This window comes from Amycolatopsis sp. NPDC114504, from assembly GCF_055633595.1.
Map to the genome: position 1 here is coordinate 2256046 of NZ_JBVKDU010000001.1, position 15232 is coordinate 2271277.

General features: G+C 69.4%; 15 protein-coding genes. 4 read left to right on the forward strand and 11 right to left on the reverse strand.

Annotated features, from left to right (window positions below):
• Positions 1-63: 63 nt before the first annotated feature.
• Entirely contained in the window at positions 64-1572 is a 1509-nt protein-coding gene (locus ACZ7PG_RS10510) for a glutamate synthase subunit beta (RefSeq protein ID WP_470238783.1), read from the reverse strand.
• Positions 1565-6118, reverse strand: a complete 4554-nt coding sequence (gene gltB, locus ACZ7PG_RS10515) for a glutamate synthase large subunit (RefSeq protein WP_470238784.1) — start codon at positions 6116-6118, stop codon at positions 1565-1567. Before gltB ends, ACZ7PG_RS10510 begins: the two co-directional genes overlap by 8 nt.
• 312 nt (positions 6119-6430) lie before the next feature.
• Between gltB and ACZ7PG_RS10520 the strand changes: the two genes are divergently transcribed.
• The gene (locus ACZ7PG_RS10520; RefSeq protein ID WP_470238785.1) at positions 6431-7216 is read left to right on the forward strand and encodes an SDR family oxidoreductase; all 786 of its coding nucleotides are present in this window, start codon (positions 6431-6433) and stop codon (positions 7214-7216) included.
• A 3-nt stretch (positions 7217-7219) separates the two neighbouring features.
• Here ACZ7PG_RS10520 and lgt read toward each other — a convergent pair whose 3' ends face one another.
• Genes lgt through ACZ7PG_RS10540 form a run of 4 tightly spaced genes read right to left on the reverse strand, consistent with a single transcriptional unit; the run spans position 7220 to position 10856 of the window.
• The gene (gene lgt, locus ACZ7PG_RS10525; RefSeq protein ID WP_470238786.1) at positions 7220-8245 is read right to left on the reverse strand and encodes a prolipoprotein diacylglyceryl transferase; all 1026 of its coding nucleotides are present in this window, start codon (positions 8243-8245) and stop codon (positions 7220-7222) included.
• An 18-nt stretch (positions 8246-8263) separates the two neighbouring features.
• On the reverse strand, positions 8264-9433 hold the full coding sequence (locus ACZ7PG_RS10530; RefSeq protein ID WP_470238787.1) for a M20 metallopeptidase family protein: 1170 nt from the start codon (positions 9431-9433) through the stop codon (positions 8264-8266).
• A complete protein-coding gene (locus ACZ7PG_RS10535) occupies positions 9430-10554 on the reverse strand; it encodes an amidohydrolase family protein (RefSeq protein WP_470238788.1) in 1125 nt (374 codons plus the stop codon). Before ACZ7PG_RS10535 ends, ACZ7PG_RS10530 begins: the two co-directional genes overlap by 4 nt.
• Positions 10551-10856: a hypothetical protein gene (locus tag ACZ7PG_RS10540; RefSeq protein WP_470238789.1), complete on the reverse strand. Its 306-nt coding sequence runs from the start codon at positions 10854-10856 to the stop codon at positions 10551-10553. Before ACZ7PG_RS10540 ends, ACZ7PG_RS10535 begins: the two co-directional genes overlap by 4 nt.
• 223 nt (positions 10857-11079) lie before the next feature.
• Between ACZ7PG_RS10540 and ACZ7PG_RS10545 the strand changes: the two genes are divergently transcribed.
• Positions 11080-11571, forward strand: a complete 492-nt coding sequence (locus ACZ7PG_RS10545; protein ID WP_470238790.1) for a hypothetical protein — start codon at positions 11080-11082, stop codon at positions 11569-11571.
• 48 nt (positions 11572-11619) lie between these two features.
• A complete protein-coding gene (locus ACZ7PG_RS10550) occupies positions 11620-11967 on the forward strand; it encodes a hypothetical protein (RefSeq protein ID WP_470238791.1) in 348 nt (115 codons plus the stop codon).
• Positions 11968-12026: 59 nt separating this feature from the next.
• Here the strand turns inward: ACZ7PG_RS10550 and ACZ7PG_RS10555 are convergent, their stop codons facing one another.
• The 5 genes from ACZ7PG_RS10555 to ACZ7PG_RS10575 form a co-directional block, all read right to left on the reverse strand.
• Positions 12027-12788: a GntR family transcriptional regulator gene (locus tag ACZ7PG_RS10555; RefSeq protein WP_470238792.1), complete on the reverse strand. Its 762-nt coding sequence runs from the start codon at positions 12786-12788 to the stop codon at positions 12027-12029.
• Between the two features lie 908 nt (positions 12789-13696).
• Positions 13697-13888 (reverse strand): hypothetical protein, encoded by a 192-nt coding sequence (locus ACZ7PG_RS10560; protein WP_470238793.1) that lies wholly within the window; start codon positions 13886-13888, stop codon positions 13697-13699.
• Between the two features lie 71 nt (positions 13889-13959).
• Positions 13960-14169: a hypothetical protein gene (locus ACZ7PG_RS10565; RefSeq protein ID WP_470238794.1), complete on the reverse strand. Its 210-nt coding sequence runs from the start codon at positions 14167-14169 to the stop codon at positions 13960-13962.
• 174 nt (positions 14170-14343) lie between these two features.
• On the reverse strand, positions 14344-14481 hold the full coding sequence (locus ACZ7PG_RS10570) for a hypothetical protein (protein WP_470238795.1): 138 nt from the start codon (positions 14479-14481) through the stop codon (positions 14344-14346).
• A 160-nt stretch (positions 14482-14641) separates the two neighbouring features.
• Positions 14642-14833, reverse strand: a complete 192-nt coding sequence (locus tag ACZ7PG_RS10575) for a hypothetical protein (RefSeq protein WP_470238796.1) — start codon at positions 14831-14833, stop codon at positions 14642-14644.
• A 39-nt stretch (positions 14834-14872) separates the two neighbouring features.
• On the opposite strand from ACZ7PG_RS10575, the gene ACZ7PG_RS10580 reads away from it, so the two are divergent.
• Complete coding sequence (locus ACZ7PG_RS10580) at positions 14873-15226, forward strand: hypothetical protein (RefSeq protein ID WP_470238797.1); 354 nt, start codon at positions 14873-14875, stop codon at positions 15224-15226.
• Positions 15227-15232: the final 6 nt, after the last annotated feature.

Here is a 15232-nt window from a genome sequence, read left to right on the forward strand (position 1 = left end):
TAATGGGTCGAAACGGTCGAAAGCCCCCTCACCAGCGGCGAGGGGGCCTTCGGACTCGGGAGCTCAGACGACGGCGAGCGGCAACGCCGTCGGGTGGACCGGGGCCGGGAGGTCCGACGCGCCGGTCAGGAACGCGTCGACCGCGTTCGCCACCGAACGGCCCTCCGCGATCGCCCAGACCACCAGCGACGCGCCGCGGTGGGCGTCGCCGCAGACGAAGACCCCCGGGGTCTCCGTCTGCCAGTCCGCGCCGCACGAGAGCGTGCCGCGCTTCGTGAGCGCCAGGCCGAGACCCTCCAGCAGCGGCATCTCTTCGACGCCCTCGAAGCCGATCGCCAGCAGGACCAGGTCGGCCGGGAGCGTCTCGATCTCGTCGTTGACCGGGATGACCTCGCGGCGGCCGGTCGTGGGGTCCTTCCGGACGCGGACCTGCTGGAGCTCCACCGCCGTCACGCGACCCTCCGAGGAGCCGACGAACCGCTTGACCGCGACCGCGAACTTCCGCTCGCCCGCCTCCTCGTGCGCCGGGTAGGTGCGGAGGATGTACGGCCAGGTCGGCCACGGCGACCGCTCGTCGTCGCGGACGGACGGCGGCGTCGGGTACTGGTCCAGCTGCGTCACCGAAAGCGCGCCCTGGCGGGTGGCGGTGCCGTAGGAGTCGGCGCCGGTGTCGCCGCCGCCGATGATCACCACGTGCTTGCCGCGCGCGTCGATCGGCGACGGGCCGTCGCCCTCGACGTACTTGTTGGCCGGCACCAGGTGTTCCATCGCGAGGTGGACGCCGGCCAGCTCGCGACCGGGCGTCGTCGTGTCGTCGCGGCCGCGCAGGGCGCCGACCGCGAGCACGACGGCGTCGTACTGCGCGCGCAGGTCGTCCACCGAAAGGTCGACGCCGACCTCGCAGCCGGTGACGAACTTGGTGCCCTCCTTGCGCAGCTGCGCGAGGCGCCGGTCGAGGACCTTCTTCTCCATCTTGAACTCGGGGATGCCGTAGCGCAGCAGGCCGCCGAGGCGGTCGTCGCGCTCGAACACCGTGACCTCGTGACCGGCGCGCGTCAGCTGCTGGGCGGCGGCGAGCCCGGCCGGGCCGGAGCCGACCACGGCGACCCGCTGCCCACTGGCCACTTCGGACACCTGCGGCTGGACGTAGCCCGCTTCCCACGACTGGTCGGCGATCGCCTGCTCGACGCGCTTGATCGCCACCGGCCCGCCCGAGTCCGGCGAGATCGACAGGACGCAGCCCGCCTCGCACGGCGCCGGGCACAGCTTCCCGGTGAACTCGGGGAAGTTGTTGGTGGCGTGCAGCCGGTCGCTCGCCGCGGCCCAGTCGCCGCGGCGGACCAGGTCGTTCCACTCCGGGATCAGGTTACCGAGCGGGCAGCCGGAGCCACCGGAGTGGCAGAACGGGATGCCGCAGTCCATGCAGCGGGACGCCTGCTTGCGCACCTTTTCGTTGCGCTCGCCCGGGTCGACGTCCGCGTAGACCTCGCCCCACGAGTGCAGCCGGTCCTCTTTGGACTTCTTCTTCGGCTCTTCGCGGTCGTACTTGAGAAAGCCCGTCGGGTCAGCCACGAGCGGCCTCCATGATCGCCTCGTCGACGTCGCGGCCCGCGGCTTTCGCCGCCTTGGCCGCGTCCAGGACCCGCTGGTAGTCACGCGGCATCACCTTGGTGAACGCCACGGAGCGGCGCGGCCAGTCGCCGAGCAGCGAGGCCGCCACCGCGGAGCGGGTGAGATCGTAGTGCTGTTGCACGGTTTTCTTGAGCCACACCAGGTCGTCGGCGGTCGGCTTGAGCAGGTCCACCATGTCCTGGTTGACCTTCTTGCGGTCGACGTCGAGCACGAACGCCATGCCGCCGGACATGCCGGCCGCCAGGTTGCGCCCGGTCGGGCCGAGCACCACCGCGCGGCCGCCGGTCATGTACTCGAAGGCGTGGTCGCCGACGCCCTCGGCGACGACGGTGGCCCCGGAGTTGCGGACGCAGAAGCGTTCGCCGACCTGGCCGCGCAGGAAGATCTCGCCGCCGGTCGCGCCGTAGGCGATCGTGTTGCCCGCGATCGTCTGGGCCTCGGCGGCGAACGCGGCCTCCGGGTCGGGCCGGACGACGATCCGGCCGCCGGACAGGCCCTTGCCGACGTAGTCGTTCGCGTCGCCGACCATGTCGAGGGTGAGCCCGCGCGGCAGGAACGCGCCGAGCGACTGGCCCGCCGACCCGGTCAGCGTGACGGTGATCGTGCCCTCGGGCAGGCCGTCGCCGCCGTAGCGGCGGGTGATCTCCGAGCCGAGCAGCGTGCCGACGGTCCGGTTCACGTTGCGCACCGGCAGTTCGAGCCGCACCGGGTGCGCGTCCTCCAGGGCCGCCTCGGCGAGCTGGATGAGCGTGCGGTCCAGGGCGTGCTCGAGGCCGTGGTCCTGGCCGCGGGTGCGCCGCTTCGCGCCGCCGTACGGGGTCTCGGACGGCATCTCGAAGATCGGCGCCAGGTCCAGCCCGGACGCCTTCCAGTGGTGGACGGCTTCGTCGGTGTCCAGCAGCTCGGCGTGGCCGATGGCCTCGTCGAGCGTGCGGAAGCCCAGCGAGGCCAGGGTTTCCCGGACCTCTTCGGCGACGAACTTGAAGAAGTTCACCACGTGCTCGACCTGGCCGGTGTAGCGCTTGCGGAGCTCGGGGCTCTGCGTGGCGACGCCGACCGGGCAGGTGTCGAGGTGGCAGACGCGCATCATGATGCAGCCCGCGACGACGAGGGGGGCCGTCGCGAAGCCGTACTCCTCGGCGCCGAGCAGCGCCGCGATGACGACGTCGCGCCCGGTCTTCATGGCGCCGTCGACCTGCACGGTGATCCGGTCACGCAACCCGTTGAGCAGCAACGTCTGCTGGGTCTCGGCGAGACCGATCTCCCACGGCGTGCCCGCGTGCTTGAGCGAGTTCATCGGGGACGCGCCGGTGCCGCCGTCGTGCCCGGAGATGAGCACGACGTCCGCGTGTGCCTTGGACACGCCCGCCGCGACCGTGCCGACGCCGAGCGAGGACACCAGCTTCACGTGGATGCGGGCGTGCTCGTTGGCGTTCTTGAGGTCGTGGATCAGCTGCGCCAGGTCCTCGATGGAGTAGATGTCGTGGTGCGGCGGCGGGGAAATCAGCCCCACGCCCGGCGTCGAGTGCCGGGTCCGCGCGATCCACGGGTACACCTTGTTCGGCGGCAGCTGGCCGCCTTCGCCGGGCTTCGCGCCCTGCGCCATCTTGATCTGGATGTCGTCGGCGTTGACGAGGTACTCGCTGGTCACGCCGAAGCGGCCCGAAGCGACCTGCTTGATCGCGCTGCGGCGCTCGGGGTCGTAGAGCCGCTCGGGGTCCTCGCCGCCCTCGCCGGTGTTGGACCGGCCGCCGATGCGGTTCATCGCGATGGCGAGGGTTTCGTGGGCCTCGGCCGAAATCGAGCCGTACGACATCGCGCCCGTGTTGAAGCGCTTGAAGATCGCTTCGGCGGGCTCGACCTCGTCGAGCGGGATCGGCTCGCGGACGCCGCCGCGGAAGGAGAACAGCCCCCGCAGCGTGCCGCCCTCGCGGTAGAGGCGGTGCACCTCGTCGGTGTACTTGCGGTACACCTCTTCGCGGCCGGTCTTGGACGCGTGCTGCAGCAGGAACACCGTCTCCGGCGTGAACAGGTGCAGCTCGCCCTCGCGGCGGTAGGCGTACTCGCCGCCGGTGTCGAGTCCACGGTGGACGCGCTCGGTCGGGTTGTCCGGGTACGCGCGGCGGTGCCGCACGGCCACCTCTTCGGCGAGCACCTCGAGGCCGACGCCGCCGAGCTTCGACGACGTCCCGGTGAAGTACTCGTCGAGCAGGTCCTGAGCGAGGCCGAGGGATTCGAAGACCTGGGCGGCGGTGTACGCGCCGACCGTCGAGATGCCCATCTTGGACATGATCTTCAGGACGCCCTTGACCAGCGCCTGCACGTAGTTGCGGATCGCCTTGCCGGACTCGATGCCCGTCACGGCGCCCTGCCCGATCATGTCCTCGATGGTCTCGAAGGCCAGGTACGGGTTGACCGCGGCGGCGCCGTAGCCGAGCAGCAGCGCGATGTGGTGCACCTCGCGCGCGTCACCGGATTCGACTACCAGCGCGACGCGCAGGCGTTCCTTGGTGCGCACCAGGTGGTGGTGCACCGAGGAGACCAGCAGCAGCGACGGGATCGGCGCCATCCGGTGGTCGGAGTCGCGGTCGGACAGCACGAGCGTGCGCGCGCCGGCCGCGATCGCCTCGGACGCCTCACGCCGGACGCGCTCGATCGCGCCGGCCAGCGCCTCGGCGCCGCCGTCCACTTCGTACAGTCCGGAAAGGACACTGCACGCGAAGCCGGGGAGGTCGCCGTCGTCGTTGATGTGGATGAGCTTCGCGAGCTCGTCGTTGTCGATGACGGGGTACGGCAGCTTGAGGTGGCGGCAGGACGCCGGACCCGGGGCCAGGAGGTTGCGCTCCGGGCCCATGATCCGCGCCATGCAGGTGACGAGCTCCTCGCGGATCGCGTCCAGCGGCGGGTTGGTCACCTGCGCGAAGTTCTGCTTGAAGTAGTCGTAGAGCAGCCGGGATCGCTGGGACAGCACCGCGGGCGGGGTGTCCGTGCCCATCGAGCCGATCGGCTCGGCGCCCTTCTCGGCCATCGGCGCGAGCAGGATCTTCAGCTCTTCTTCGGTGTAGCCGAAGGAAAGCTGGCGGCGCAGCACCGAGTCGTGGCTCTGCACGACGTGGTCGCGGTCGGGCAGCTCGGCGAGCTTCAGCAGGCCCGCGTGCAGCCAGCCCTCGTACGGGAGCTTGCCGGCGAGCGCGGACTTGACCTCTTCGTCGTCCACGATCCGGCCGGCCTCGGTGTCCACCAGGAACATCCGGCCGGGCTTGAGCCGCCCCTTGGCCACGACGTCCTTGGGGGCGACGTCGAGGACGCCGGCCTCACTGGCCAGCACGACGCGGTCGTCGGCCGTGCGCCACCAGCGCGCGGGACGGAGGCCGTTGCGGTCGAGGACCGCGCCGACCAGGGTGCCGTCGGTGAAGGTGACGCACGCCGGGCCGTCCCACGGCTCCATGAGACTCGCGTGGAACTGGTAGAAGGCACGGCGTTCGGGCTTCATGGTGGCGTGGTTCTCCCACGCCTCCGGGATCATCATGAGCACGGCGTGCGGCAGCGACCGCCCGCCCAGGTGCAGCAGCTCGAGGACCTCGTCGAAGGACGCGGAGTCGGACGCGTCCGGCGAGCAGATCGGGAACAGCCGGGACAGGTCGCCGTCGAGGAGCTCGGACTCGAGCAGCGCCTCGCGGGCCCGCATGCGGTTGCGGTTGCCGCGGATGGTGTTGATCTCGCCGTTGTGGGCCACGAACCGGAACGGGTGGGCCAGCGGCCAGGACGGAAAGGTGTTGGTGGAGAAGCGGGAGTGCACCAGCGCGATGGCGCTTTCCAGCCGCTCGTCACGCAGGTCGGCGAAGAACGCGGGCAGCTGCTCCGGCGTCACCATTCCCTTGTAGACGATCGTCCGCGACGACAGCGACGGGAAGTACGTGCCACACCCGGAGTTCGCGCTTTCGTGCTCGACGCGCTTGCGCAGGCAGAAGGCCAGGCGGTCGAGCTCGATGCCCGCTTTTCCTTCCGAGGCCACGAAAAGCATGGCGAAGTGCGGCATGACCGAGCGGGCGGTCGGGCCGATGTCCGCGCGGTCGGCGTCCACCGGGACCTCGCGCCAGCCGAGGACCTCCAGGCCCTCTTCGACGGCGATGCGTCCGGCCAGCTCGACGGCCTTGCGGCGCTGCTCGGCGTCTTCGGGCAGGAACGCGATGCCGGCGGCATAGGCGTGGTTGCCGTGCTCATCGGGTTCGGGAAGCGCGAAGCCGGCTTCGGCGCGCAGCAACGTGTCGGGGAGTTGCAACAGGATGCCGGCGCCGTCGCCGCTGGTGGGTTCGGCGCCGGCGGCGCCGCGGTGGTCGAGGTTGGTCAACGCGGCCAAGCCGTCGGTGACGATTCCGTGGGAGCGCCGCCCGCGGATGTCGGCCACCATGGCCACACCGCAGGAGTCCTGTTCGGTCTCGGGGTCGTAGAGACCCTGCTTGCCGGGGATGGCGGAGAAGATCATGAAGGGACCTCCTTCGTCGTCTTGTCGTGCGGGGCCGGGCTACCGGCCGGGGAGCGCACGGGACGACGATGGCCCGCTTGTTAGCGCGACTTTAACACCTGGGAAACATGCCAGCACCCGTTCAGAGCGCCCCGAGCGACGTCGGACGGTAACGATCTGGCTGCGCGGAACGACGTAGTTCCTGATGGGTTCCCGGTAGTTCGTTCTGCTAAGTATACGGCTCGGAAACTCACGTCAAGCCTAACGTGACGGGCCCGACGCGGCACCTCGGGAATGTGTTGCCGATCACTAGAACGTGTTACATTTCGCCGCATGATCCTCGATCGGTTCAATCTCACCGACCAGGTCGCGGTGATCACCGGCGCCGGCCGCGGGATCGGCGCGGCCACCGCCGTGGCCCTCGCGGAAGCGGGCGCCGACGTGGTCATCGCCTCCCGCACCGCCGCTCAGCTTTCCGAAGTCGCTTCGCGCGTTTCGGCCGTCGGCCGCCGGGCTCACGCCGTGCCGGTGGACCTCTCGTCGCCGGACGCCACGGCGGAGCTGGCCGCGACGGCGGTGGCCGAGTTCGGGCGGCTCGACCTGGTGGTCAACAACGTCGGCGGCACGTACCCGCGCCCGTTGCTGGAGTCTTCGGTGGACTTCATGGAGGAAGCGTTCCGCTTCAACGTGGCGACGGCCCACGCGCTGACGGTGGCGGCGGCGCCTTCGCTGGTGAAGACGGGCGGCTCGATCGTCAACATTTCGTCAGTGATGGGCCGGCTGTCCGGCCGCGGCTTCGCGGCGTACGGAACGGCGAAGGCGGCCCTGGCCCACTACACCCGCCTGGCGGCCGCGGACCTGGCGCCGAAGGTGCGCGTCAACGCGATCTCCGTGGGCTCGGTGGCGACGTCGGCGCTGGAGATCGTCGTCGGCAACCCGGAGCTGAAGGAGAAGATGGAGTCCGCGACGCCGCTGGGTCGCATCGGCGAGGCGGAGGACATCGCGGCGACGGTGGTGTTCCTGGCATCCCGCGCCGGCGGGTACATCACGGGCAAGATCCTCGAGGTCGACGGCGGCCTGCAGGCGCCCAACCTGGAGCTGGGCCTGCCCGACCTCTGACCCTCAGCTCTCGTCGGTCTTCTTCGGCTCCTCGGCCGGGGTGTCCTCCGACGCGGGCTTCTCCGATGCCGGGGCCTCGGCGGCCACCTTCGCGTGCTCGGGCTCCTCTTCCGAGGCGGGCTCCGCCGCCACCGGAACTTCGGCGTCGGTGAGCGCGTCCTTGCTCACCAGCGTCTCCGGCAGCTCCCGCGGCCCGCGCTTGCCCGCCAGCACGAAGTACACCACCGCCGCGATGAACAGCAGGATCGACGTCCACACGTTCACCCGCAGGCCGAGGATGTGGTTCGCCGTGTCCGTGCGCATCATCTCGATCCAGCCGCGGCCGACCGTGTACCCCGCGACGTACAGCGCGAACACCCGTCCGTGCCCGAGCTTGAAGCGCCGGTCTGCCCACACCACCACGAGCGAGACCAGGAGGTTCCAGATCAGCTCGTACAGGAACGTCGGGTGGACCGGGCTCTCCGGCAGCGGGATGTGCCCCGTCGCGACGCCGTTCAGCAGGTTGTTGGGGTCGTCCGGGTTGAAGCGCTGGTAGACCTCAAGGCCCCACGGCAGGTCCGTGTGCGCGCCGTAGAGCTCCTGGTTGAAGTAGTTGCCGATGCGGCCGATGGCCTGCGCGACGACGATGCCCGGGGCGATCGCGTCCGCCATCGCCGGCAGCGGGACGCCCTTGCGGCGGCACGCGATGAGCGCGCCCACCGCGCCGAGGGCGATGGCGCCCCAGATGCCGAGGCCGCCGTCCCAGATCGCGAACGCGTTCCAGGGGTTCTTGCCCTCGGTGAAGTACAGCTCGGGGTCGGTGATCACGTGGTACAACCGGCCGCCGACCAGGCCGAACGGCACGGCGAACACGGCCATGTCGATCACGGTGCCCTTGGTGCCGCCGCGGGCGGCCCAGCGCCGCTCACCCCACCAGATCGCCACGATGATGCCGGCGATGATGCACAGGGCGTACGCACGGACCGGGATCGGCCCCAGGTGCCAGACGCCCTGGTCCGGGCTCGGGATCGTCGCGAGGTAGGCGCTCATCACGCGGCCACCGTAGCGCTAGCGGCTCTCGGCTTCCACAGCGGCCAGGTAGCCCGCCACCAGCGCGTGCGCCACTCGGACCACAGCCTGGTCGCGCGGGAGGAACCGTTCGTCGTGGAGGCTGGGGACGCCCGCGGTGTCGCCGAGGCCGACGAACAGCATCAGCCCGCGCGTCGCGCCGCCGCAGTAGTGGGCGAAGTCGTCCGCGCCGAACGAACGGAACTGGTCGTCGACGGTGAAGCCGGCGCGGCTCAGCCACTTCCGGGCCCCCGTCGCCAGCGCCGGGTCGTTGGCCAGCACCGGCTCGCACGGGCTGATCTCCAGCTCGGCGGTGCAGCCGTGCGCCTTCGCCGTGCCATGCACGATCTCCGCCAGCGTCTCCAGCGCGCGCTCGCGGTCGACCTCGCGCATCAGGCGCAGCGAGCCGAACGCGCTCGCGCTGTTCGGGACGACGTTGGCCGCGGTGCCGCCCTGGATCCGGCCGACCGAGCAGACCGCGCCGTGGACCGGGTCGATCCGGCGGGACGCGAGCTGCTGCAGGCTCACCACCAGCTGCGCCAGCGCCAGGATCGGGTCGCGCAGCAGGTGCGGGTAGCCGGCGTGGCCGCCCTGGCCGCGCATCGTCACCTCGAACTCGTCGGTCGACGCGTTGACCGGGCCCGGCACCGCCGCGACGACGCCGTGCGCGAGCCGCGGCTGGACGTGCGCGCCGATCACCGCGTCCACCCCGGCCTCGGCCAGCACACCGGCTTCGACGATGTCGAGCGCGCCGGGCGGCGACGTCTCCTCCCGCGGCTGCAGCAGCGCCAGGATCGGCCGCGGCACGCCGACGCGCACGGCCGCCCGGCCGGCCGCGACCAGCGCGGCGAGGTGGACGTCGTGACCGCACGCGTGCATGAACTCGTTGCCCGACGCCCACGGCACGCCCGTGCCCTCCAGCACCGGCAGCGCGTCGAGCTCCGCTCGCAGCGCCACGACCGGGCCGTCGCCGCCGGGCAGCGGGATCGCGCGGCCGGTCTTGGCGACGCGGGTGCCGTCACCGGCGCCGAGGGCCTCGGCCACCAGCCGGGCGGTGTCCTCCTCGTCGCCTGAACCGCGCGGGTCGGCGTGCACCGCGTGCCGGAGTTCGATCGCGGCGGGCAGTTCCTCGTCGATCGCCCGCGTCCAGCGGTCCCAAAGGTCGTTCACCCGTGCTCCAAGCGGTAGATCCTCTTCGCGTTCTCGTGTCCCACCAAAGCACACAGCCGGACGGCGTCCACTTCGGACATCGCGCCGGCGGCGAGCCCGGCGCGCAGGAAGTCCGAAAGTCCCTGGCGGAACAGGGCCGTGCCCAGGTGGTACAGCTCGGCCAGGCCGAACGCGTCGGTGGAGAAGAGGACCTTCCCGAACGGCGCGATCTCCAGCAGCTCGGCCAGGATCGCCGGCGCGCGGAAGCCCGCGTTGTGGGTGGCGAGGCCGACGTCGACGAAGACGTGCTCGAAGACCTGCGCGAGGTAGGCGGCGTTGCGGTGGAACGGGTAGTTGTGCAGCAGCAGGATCGGCACGCCGCGGTCGCGGGTGGCCCGCAGCAGCCCGGTGAGCCGCAGCGGGTCGCAGCGGTGCAGGTCGACGTCGGCGTCGCCGTACCCGACGTGGAACTGCACCGGCAGGCCGAGGTCGAGGCCGGTGAAGACGAGGAACCGGTGCAGGACCTCGTCGGCGAGCCGCCCGCCGCCCCCGGCGAGCCACCGGCCGGCGGCCGCTTCGACCTCCGGCGGCGACGGCCGCTCCCCCGCCAGCTCGAGCCCGACGCGGTAGGCCGCGATCGACTTGAACCCCACCGCGGTCTTCGCCCGTTTCCCCAGCTCGTCGGTGCAGGCCGCGGCGAACCCGGCCGCGGTGGATCCCCGGATGACGTGTTCGGCGACCTGTTCCAGCCGGACGACGTCGTGCGCGCGGGCGCCGGCCAGCTCCGCGAACTCGGCCGTCGTGGTCAGCGCGTCCGGGAGGAACCCGCCGTCCAGCAGGAAGTCCGTCGTGCCGGTGGCGCGCAGGAACCGCCGCGCCACCTCGGCCGCGCCCAGTTCGGCGCGGCGTTCGAGGTAGGCATCGGCTGCCGCGTGCTCGGGCAGGTCGAGCACCGGTGCGCAGCGTGCGCGCACGGCCAGCCCGATCAGCGAGTCGAACAGGCTGGTGCCGAGCGGCGACGTCGTGTCCGCCTCGGTCAGCATCGCCTCGAAGTCCGCGCGGGCCACGCCACCGGTGGCGACACCGTGGCAGTGGTGGTCCACCAGTGGCAGGTCCGCGACGAACGGGAGCAGGTCGGTCATGCGCCTCCGTCCATGGTGGTCAGCCTGTCCCCCACCCTACGAGCGAAGCCCGGCGCGGACAGCACCAAGATCACCGCGAGCACCAGCACGGCCCCGGCCACCACGGGGAACCACCGCGCCGGACCTTCGGTCGGGTACGGCACGACGTTGACGTACACCGTGTACCCGAGCACGGCGAGCGCGCCGATCGGGAACACGAGGTGCCAGCCCGGCACGCGCATCCGGCGCTTCACGAACAGCAGCAGGATCGCGCCGACGGTCGTGAGCAGGTAGATCACCAGCAGGATCAGCGTGCTACTCATCCAACAAAGAACCACTACTCGTCAGGGGTTCGCGAATCGGGCGTAACAGGCCTGCTGCTGGCTGCGACTCCTGATCACTACACCCCCGAGGGGCTACATCATGATCAAGCGCACGATCCTCTTCGTCACGGCTGCGATCGCCGCCTTCAGCCTCACTGCCTGCGGGAACGAGCCACCCGCCCCGGCTCCGACCTCAGCATCACCGGCGGCTGCCCCGGCCAGCGTGACTTCGTCGACCTCGGCCGCCCCGTCCACTACCCAGCCGGCCTACATCGCGAAGAAGATCGGCGAGAAGGCCGGTATCTCGGGCAACGACGGCAGCCCGTCCGTCGACTTCTGGGTTACGAAGATCTCCGTCGACCCGAAGTGCAGCCCGTACGCCTCCCGTGAGGCGGGCAAACACACCGTGTTGCTCGACGTGACGGTCAAGACCTACACCGACACGGACACCGCCAACGGGGTCAGCGCGTTCAACGTCTTGCCGGGCCTGATCAACCCGTACGCGTTCTCCACGACCGGCAGCGACGGCGTCACGAACCAGGCGGAGACCGACATGTGCGTCACGCCGAAGGCCTTTCCCTCGGCCTACGCCCCCAACCGGACCTACACCGGTCAGGTGGCCGTAGGGACGCCGTCGAAGAGCGGCACGTTACAGCTCACCGACGGGTCCGGGCTGTTCGGCCCCGGCGCCCATGGCTGGGAGTGGTCGTACTGACTTGGCTCGTCGTCTCAGATTCACGCCGGTAGATAAGGAGCAACCCGCATGTCAGAGACCACCTTTGAGATCGGCGCACCGGGAGCGCACCGGAGGATCAAGTTCGACGGCAAGTCCGTGACCATCACGATCGTGACCGGCGGTTGGGCATCCCGGGGCGAGCTGAAGAACCGGTTCCGGATCGATCGGATCCAGGCCATCGAGCACAAGCGTCCGGCCCGGCTGGACCCGACAGGGATGCTCACGTTCCGCTTGTCCGGCGAGTCGCCGGAGCTGCCCAAGCAGATGCCCGCGATGTCGTCGAAGGCGCCGTCGAACCAGTTCCCGTACTCGAAGCAGAGCGCCGAGCAGATCGAAGCCCTCGTGGAAGCGATCGAAGACGCGATGTACACCTAGCCTGACCAGCAAGAAGCCCCCGGCACCTCATGGCGTCGGGGGCCTTCGCGTGTTTCAGCTCAGTCGGCGGCCCACTCATAACTTAGCTGGTACAGGCTGGCCGGGAGCGTGATGTCGTTCATCTCCAGCGGCCTGCCGTCGGTGCCGTAGGCCACGCGAGTGATCGTCAGGACCGGCACGCCGTCACCGAGCTGCAAGAGCCGGAGTTCGTCCGGAGAAGGCATCCGGGCACCGACGTGTTCGGCGAAGGAACCGATTTCGTGATCGGCTTCTTCGAGACGGGCGTACGCACCTCCCGGTCCGGTGTCGACCTTCTCGATCGCGGTGCCCCGAGTGATTTCGCGAGGCAGCCGGGACACCGCGAGTTGAGCCACCAGCCCATCGGCTCGCATCACCCGATCTCTCACGGTCAGCTCAGTACCCACGTCTACCTGCAGGTATTCGGCCGCACGCTCGTCGGCTGACTCGAAACGGACCTTGACGTTGCTCGACGGCGTGAAGCCCTTGGCCTTCGCTTCGGCCAGGAACGCGCCTTCGTTCCGACCGCGTGCTTCTCGGGAGAGCCGGGAACGGGCAAGCCGCTGAATGTTCGACGGAGGCCGGACGAACACGCCGCGTCCGTGCTCGACATTGACCACGCCTTCGGACCTCAGCAGATTCACCGCCTCGCGGACGGTCGGCCGCGAAACGCCATAGGCGTCGATCAGTTCGCGTTCACTCGGAAGCTTGGCTCCGGGCGCGTACTCACCGGCATCGATCTTCCGCCGAAGATCGGTAGCCACTTGCCGGAACGCTGGAACTCCACTCGTGCGGTCCACCATGACAACCATTCTCCACTCGTCAACTCGTCTTGACCAGTTGCCCGCCGCATGTGACAGTAAACTTGTCAGGACGTCATGATAAGTGGCGATGGGCAACACACATGGGGACCAAAGTCATGAGCGGAGTGCGAGGACTGGTCAGGGCCGACACCGAAGCCGACTACGCCCAACGGCACCGATCGGCGGACGGCTTGGTCCCCGACTACCGCAAGCGCGAGTTGGCCGATCCCTCGTTCGCTCACCTGACGCCGTGGTGCGAGGCCGGAAGGCTTCTTCCTCTCCAGCACGTCCGGCGAGAGATCGACCCGGTGCCCCTGCAGCGGCACGGCCGGTTCGAGGTGTGCCCCGGGTGCCTCAGCGAGCGGCAGGAAGCTCGGAACGGACGGCCGTCATGAAGACCAGCGAGGCACCGAAGGTCATCCTCACCCGCAACGCGAGGCCGCTCCCGGATGAGAAGTGCCCGTGCGGGCAGACACGCGCGTGGAGGTCCTTGAAGGCGGCACCAAGGTCCGGACGCCGGTGTGCGGGTGGTCCACGTGAGCGTCGTTGTCTATCTGAACCGGGCCGGGCTTCAACCGGTCGTCGATGACATGTGGCACCGAGTTGCCCGGGTGGACTTCCCCGAACGCACCCTGACGACGTTGTGCGGTCGGGTCGAGGACATCGAGTTCGAGCCGAGCGAGCACCGACCCCCATGTGTCACGACGTGCTGGGAGTGCGACGTGGCCTATCGCCAGAGCGAGAACATTCCCAGGCGTCGCCCATAGTCAGCCCGGTCGGTGCGCGGTCCTCCGAAGTGTGCGCATCGGCCGGGTGTCCACTTCACTTTCGGGTGAAGGCGGAGCCCCACGGTCCCACGTCCCAGTCGGCCGCCGTGGGGCTCCGCACTATCCGCCTAAGACGCAGGGCTAGACGGGTTCAACGACATTGAAGACCACCAGCGCGGTCATCCGGTAGTTGGTACCGTCCGGGGTCCAACTCTCGCTCATAGACATCGACGACACAGTCCACTCCGAGTTCATTTCGAGCGTCTTGCTCACCTGCTGCGCGATGTGATTGGGGTCCACGTGGGTGTACGCACCCATGACCTGTTTGGGCACTGCTACCTCCTTAGTCGGGTTCTCACGAAGAGTTGATGACAGGAGCGCCATCGCTACTGCATGGACCTCAGTCAGCCGATGTCGAAGCAGACGAGGGCGCTGAACGTGAGCCCGGCGTCCGGATGGCCTCTCGGCACGAAGACGTTGGTCAACGTCATCGACGACACACGGATCTCTGTTCGTGGGTGGCTGAGCCGCTTCTGCTCAAGGTCTCTCTCGATGTCCAACGCAAGCTGGTTCAGATCATCATTCGTGAAGACGTCGATCTGCTGTCGCTGCACTGGCGTGCCTCCCTATGTCGACCTACACCTTTCTTGTCGGCAGAGATCGGCCACCCGCTACACCCCGAAGACACAAAGGAGGCCCCGCGCTCAACCCGGCGATCGAGTGCCAGGGAGCGCGGGGGCCTTGGTGACCCGCGTCAGGGCGGGTCGGCTTCGTAGTGCCGGAACCGGTCAGCGCTTGCGGGCCGTCTTGTCCTGCGGGGTCTCGTCGGACTCGGCCTTGGCCGGCTCAGGCTGCTTCGGCTCGTCCTCGGCTGTTGGGATGGCGACGTGCTCGTCGGCGAACGCGCCGTCCTGGTGCGCCTGCACGATCCCGGACTCGGCGGGCGGGGCCTGCTCCGGGTCGGTGAAGTTCCGGACGATCTGCGCCTCGGCGGGAAGCTGAGGCGGCTTCGGTCCGTTCGCCCAACCGGCGTTGTCCGGGTGGGCCGGGTTGAACTGGGCGCTCGGGGGTGATACTCCTGCTCGCTCACTGCGGGCTTCCTTCCTGATCGTTGGTGGCGGGGGACGGGGTCAGGTAGCCGGCCAGCGTGGAAGCGATGCCGACGATGACCGCGGTAAGTGCCGGGTCGATCTCGCAGCTGAAGGCGTGCCTGATGGCGATCGCCCATTGCTTAGGTTCCGCGCTGACAAACTGCCAAGTCGGTAACGGATGATCCAACTTTGCCGACTCAAGGGCGAACGCGAACTGGGAGGATATGTGGTCACCAAGTGGGAGTACACACACATCACACGACTCGAAGGCACACATACGCCGCTGGATCCAGACGGGCGGGCCCTCGTCGCACAGACCTTCTGGACAGTCCAGTACGTGATGGTCGGACCCGATGGCACGGCCAGCAGTAAGCCAGACCCCCTCGATGAACAGCCCAACTACATCGAGGAGTTCACCGAGTTCTTGAACCGCCTGGGTGCTGACGGCTGGCAATGGATGAAGGACGCTGGCCACTCCCAGAAAACCGAGGCGAGCAAACGCACGCCGGACGGCCCAACCATCAACAACCTCGTGCGCGAGACCTCTTACTGGTTCAGGCGGGCCGTCAGCTCCGAGTGACCTGTT

Excerpts from the sequence above, each read along its gene's own strand:
- gltB (WP_470238784.1), bottom strand. The coding sequence starts at position 6,118 with ATGATCTTCTCCGCCATCCCCGGCAAGCAGGGTCTCTACGACCCCGAG.
- ACZ7PG_RS10520 (WP_470238785.1), top strand. The coding sequence starts at position 6,431 with ATGATCCTCGATCGGTTCAATCTCACCGACCAGGTCGCGGTGATCACC.
- lgt (WP_470238786.1), bottom strand. The coding sequence starts at position 8,245 with ATGAGCGCCTACCTCGCGACGATCCCGAGCCCGGACCAGGGCGTCTGG.
- ACZ7PG_RS10535 (WP_470238788.1), bottom strand. The coding sequence starts at position 10,554 with ATGACCGACCTGCTCCCGTTCGTCGCGGACCTGCCACTGGTGGACCAC.
- ACZ7PG_RS10540 (WP_470238789.1), bottom strand. The coding sequence starts at position 10,856 with ATGAGTAGCACGCTGATCCTGCTGGTGATCTACCTGCTCACGACCGTC.
- ACZ7PG_RS10550 (WP_470238791.1), top strand. The coding sequence starts at position 11,620 with ATGTCAGAGACCACCTTTGAGATCGGCGCACCGGGAGCGCACCGGAGG.
- ACZ7PG_RS10555 (WP_470238792.1), bottom strand. The coding sequence starts at position 12,788 with ATGGTGGACCGCACGAGTGGAGTTCCAGCGTTCCGGCAAGTGGCTACC.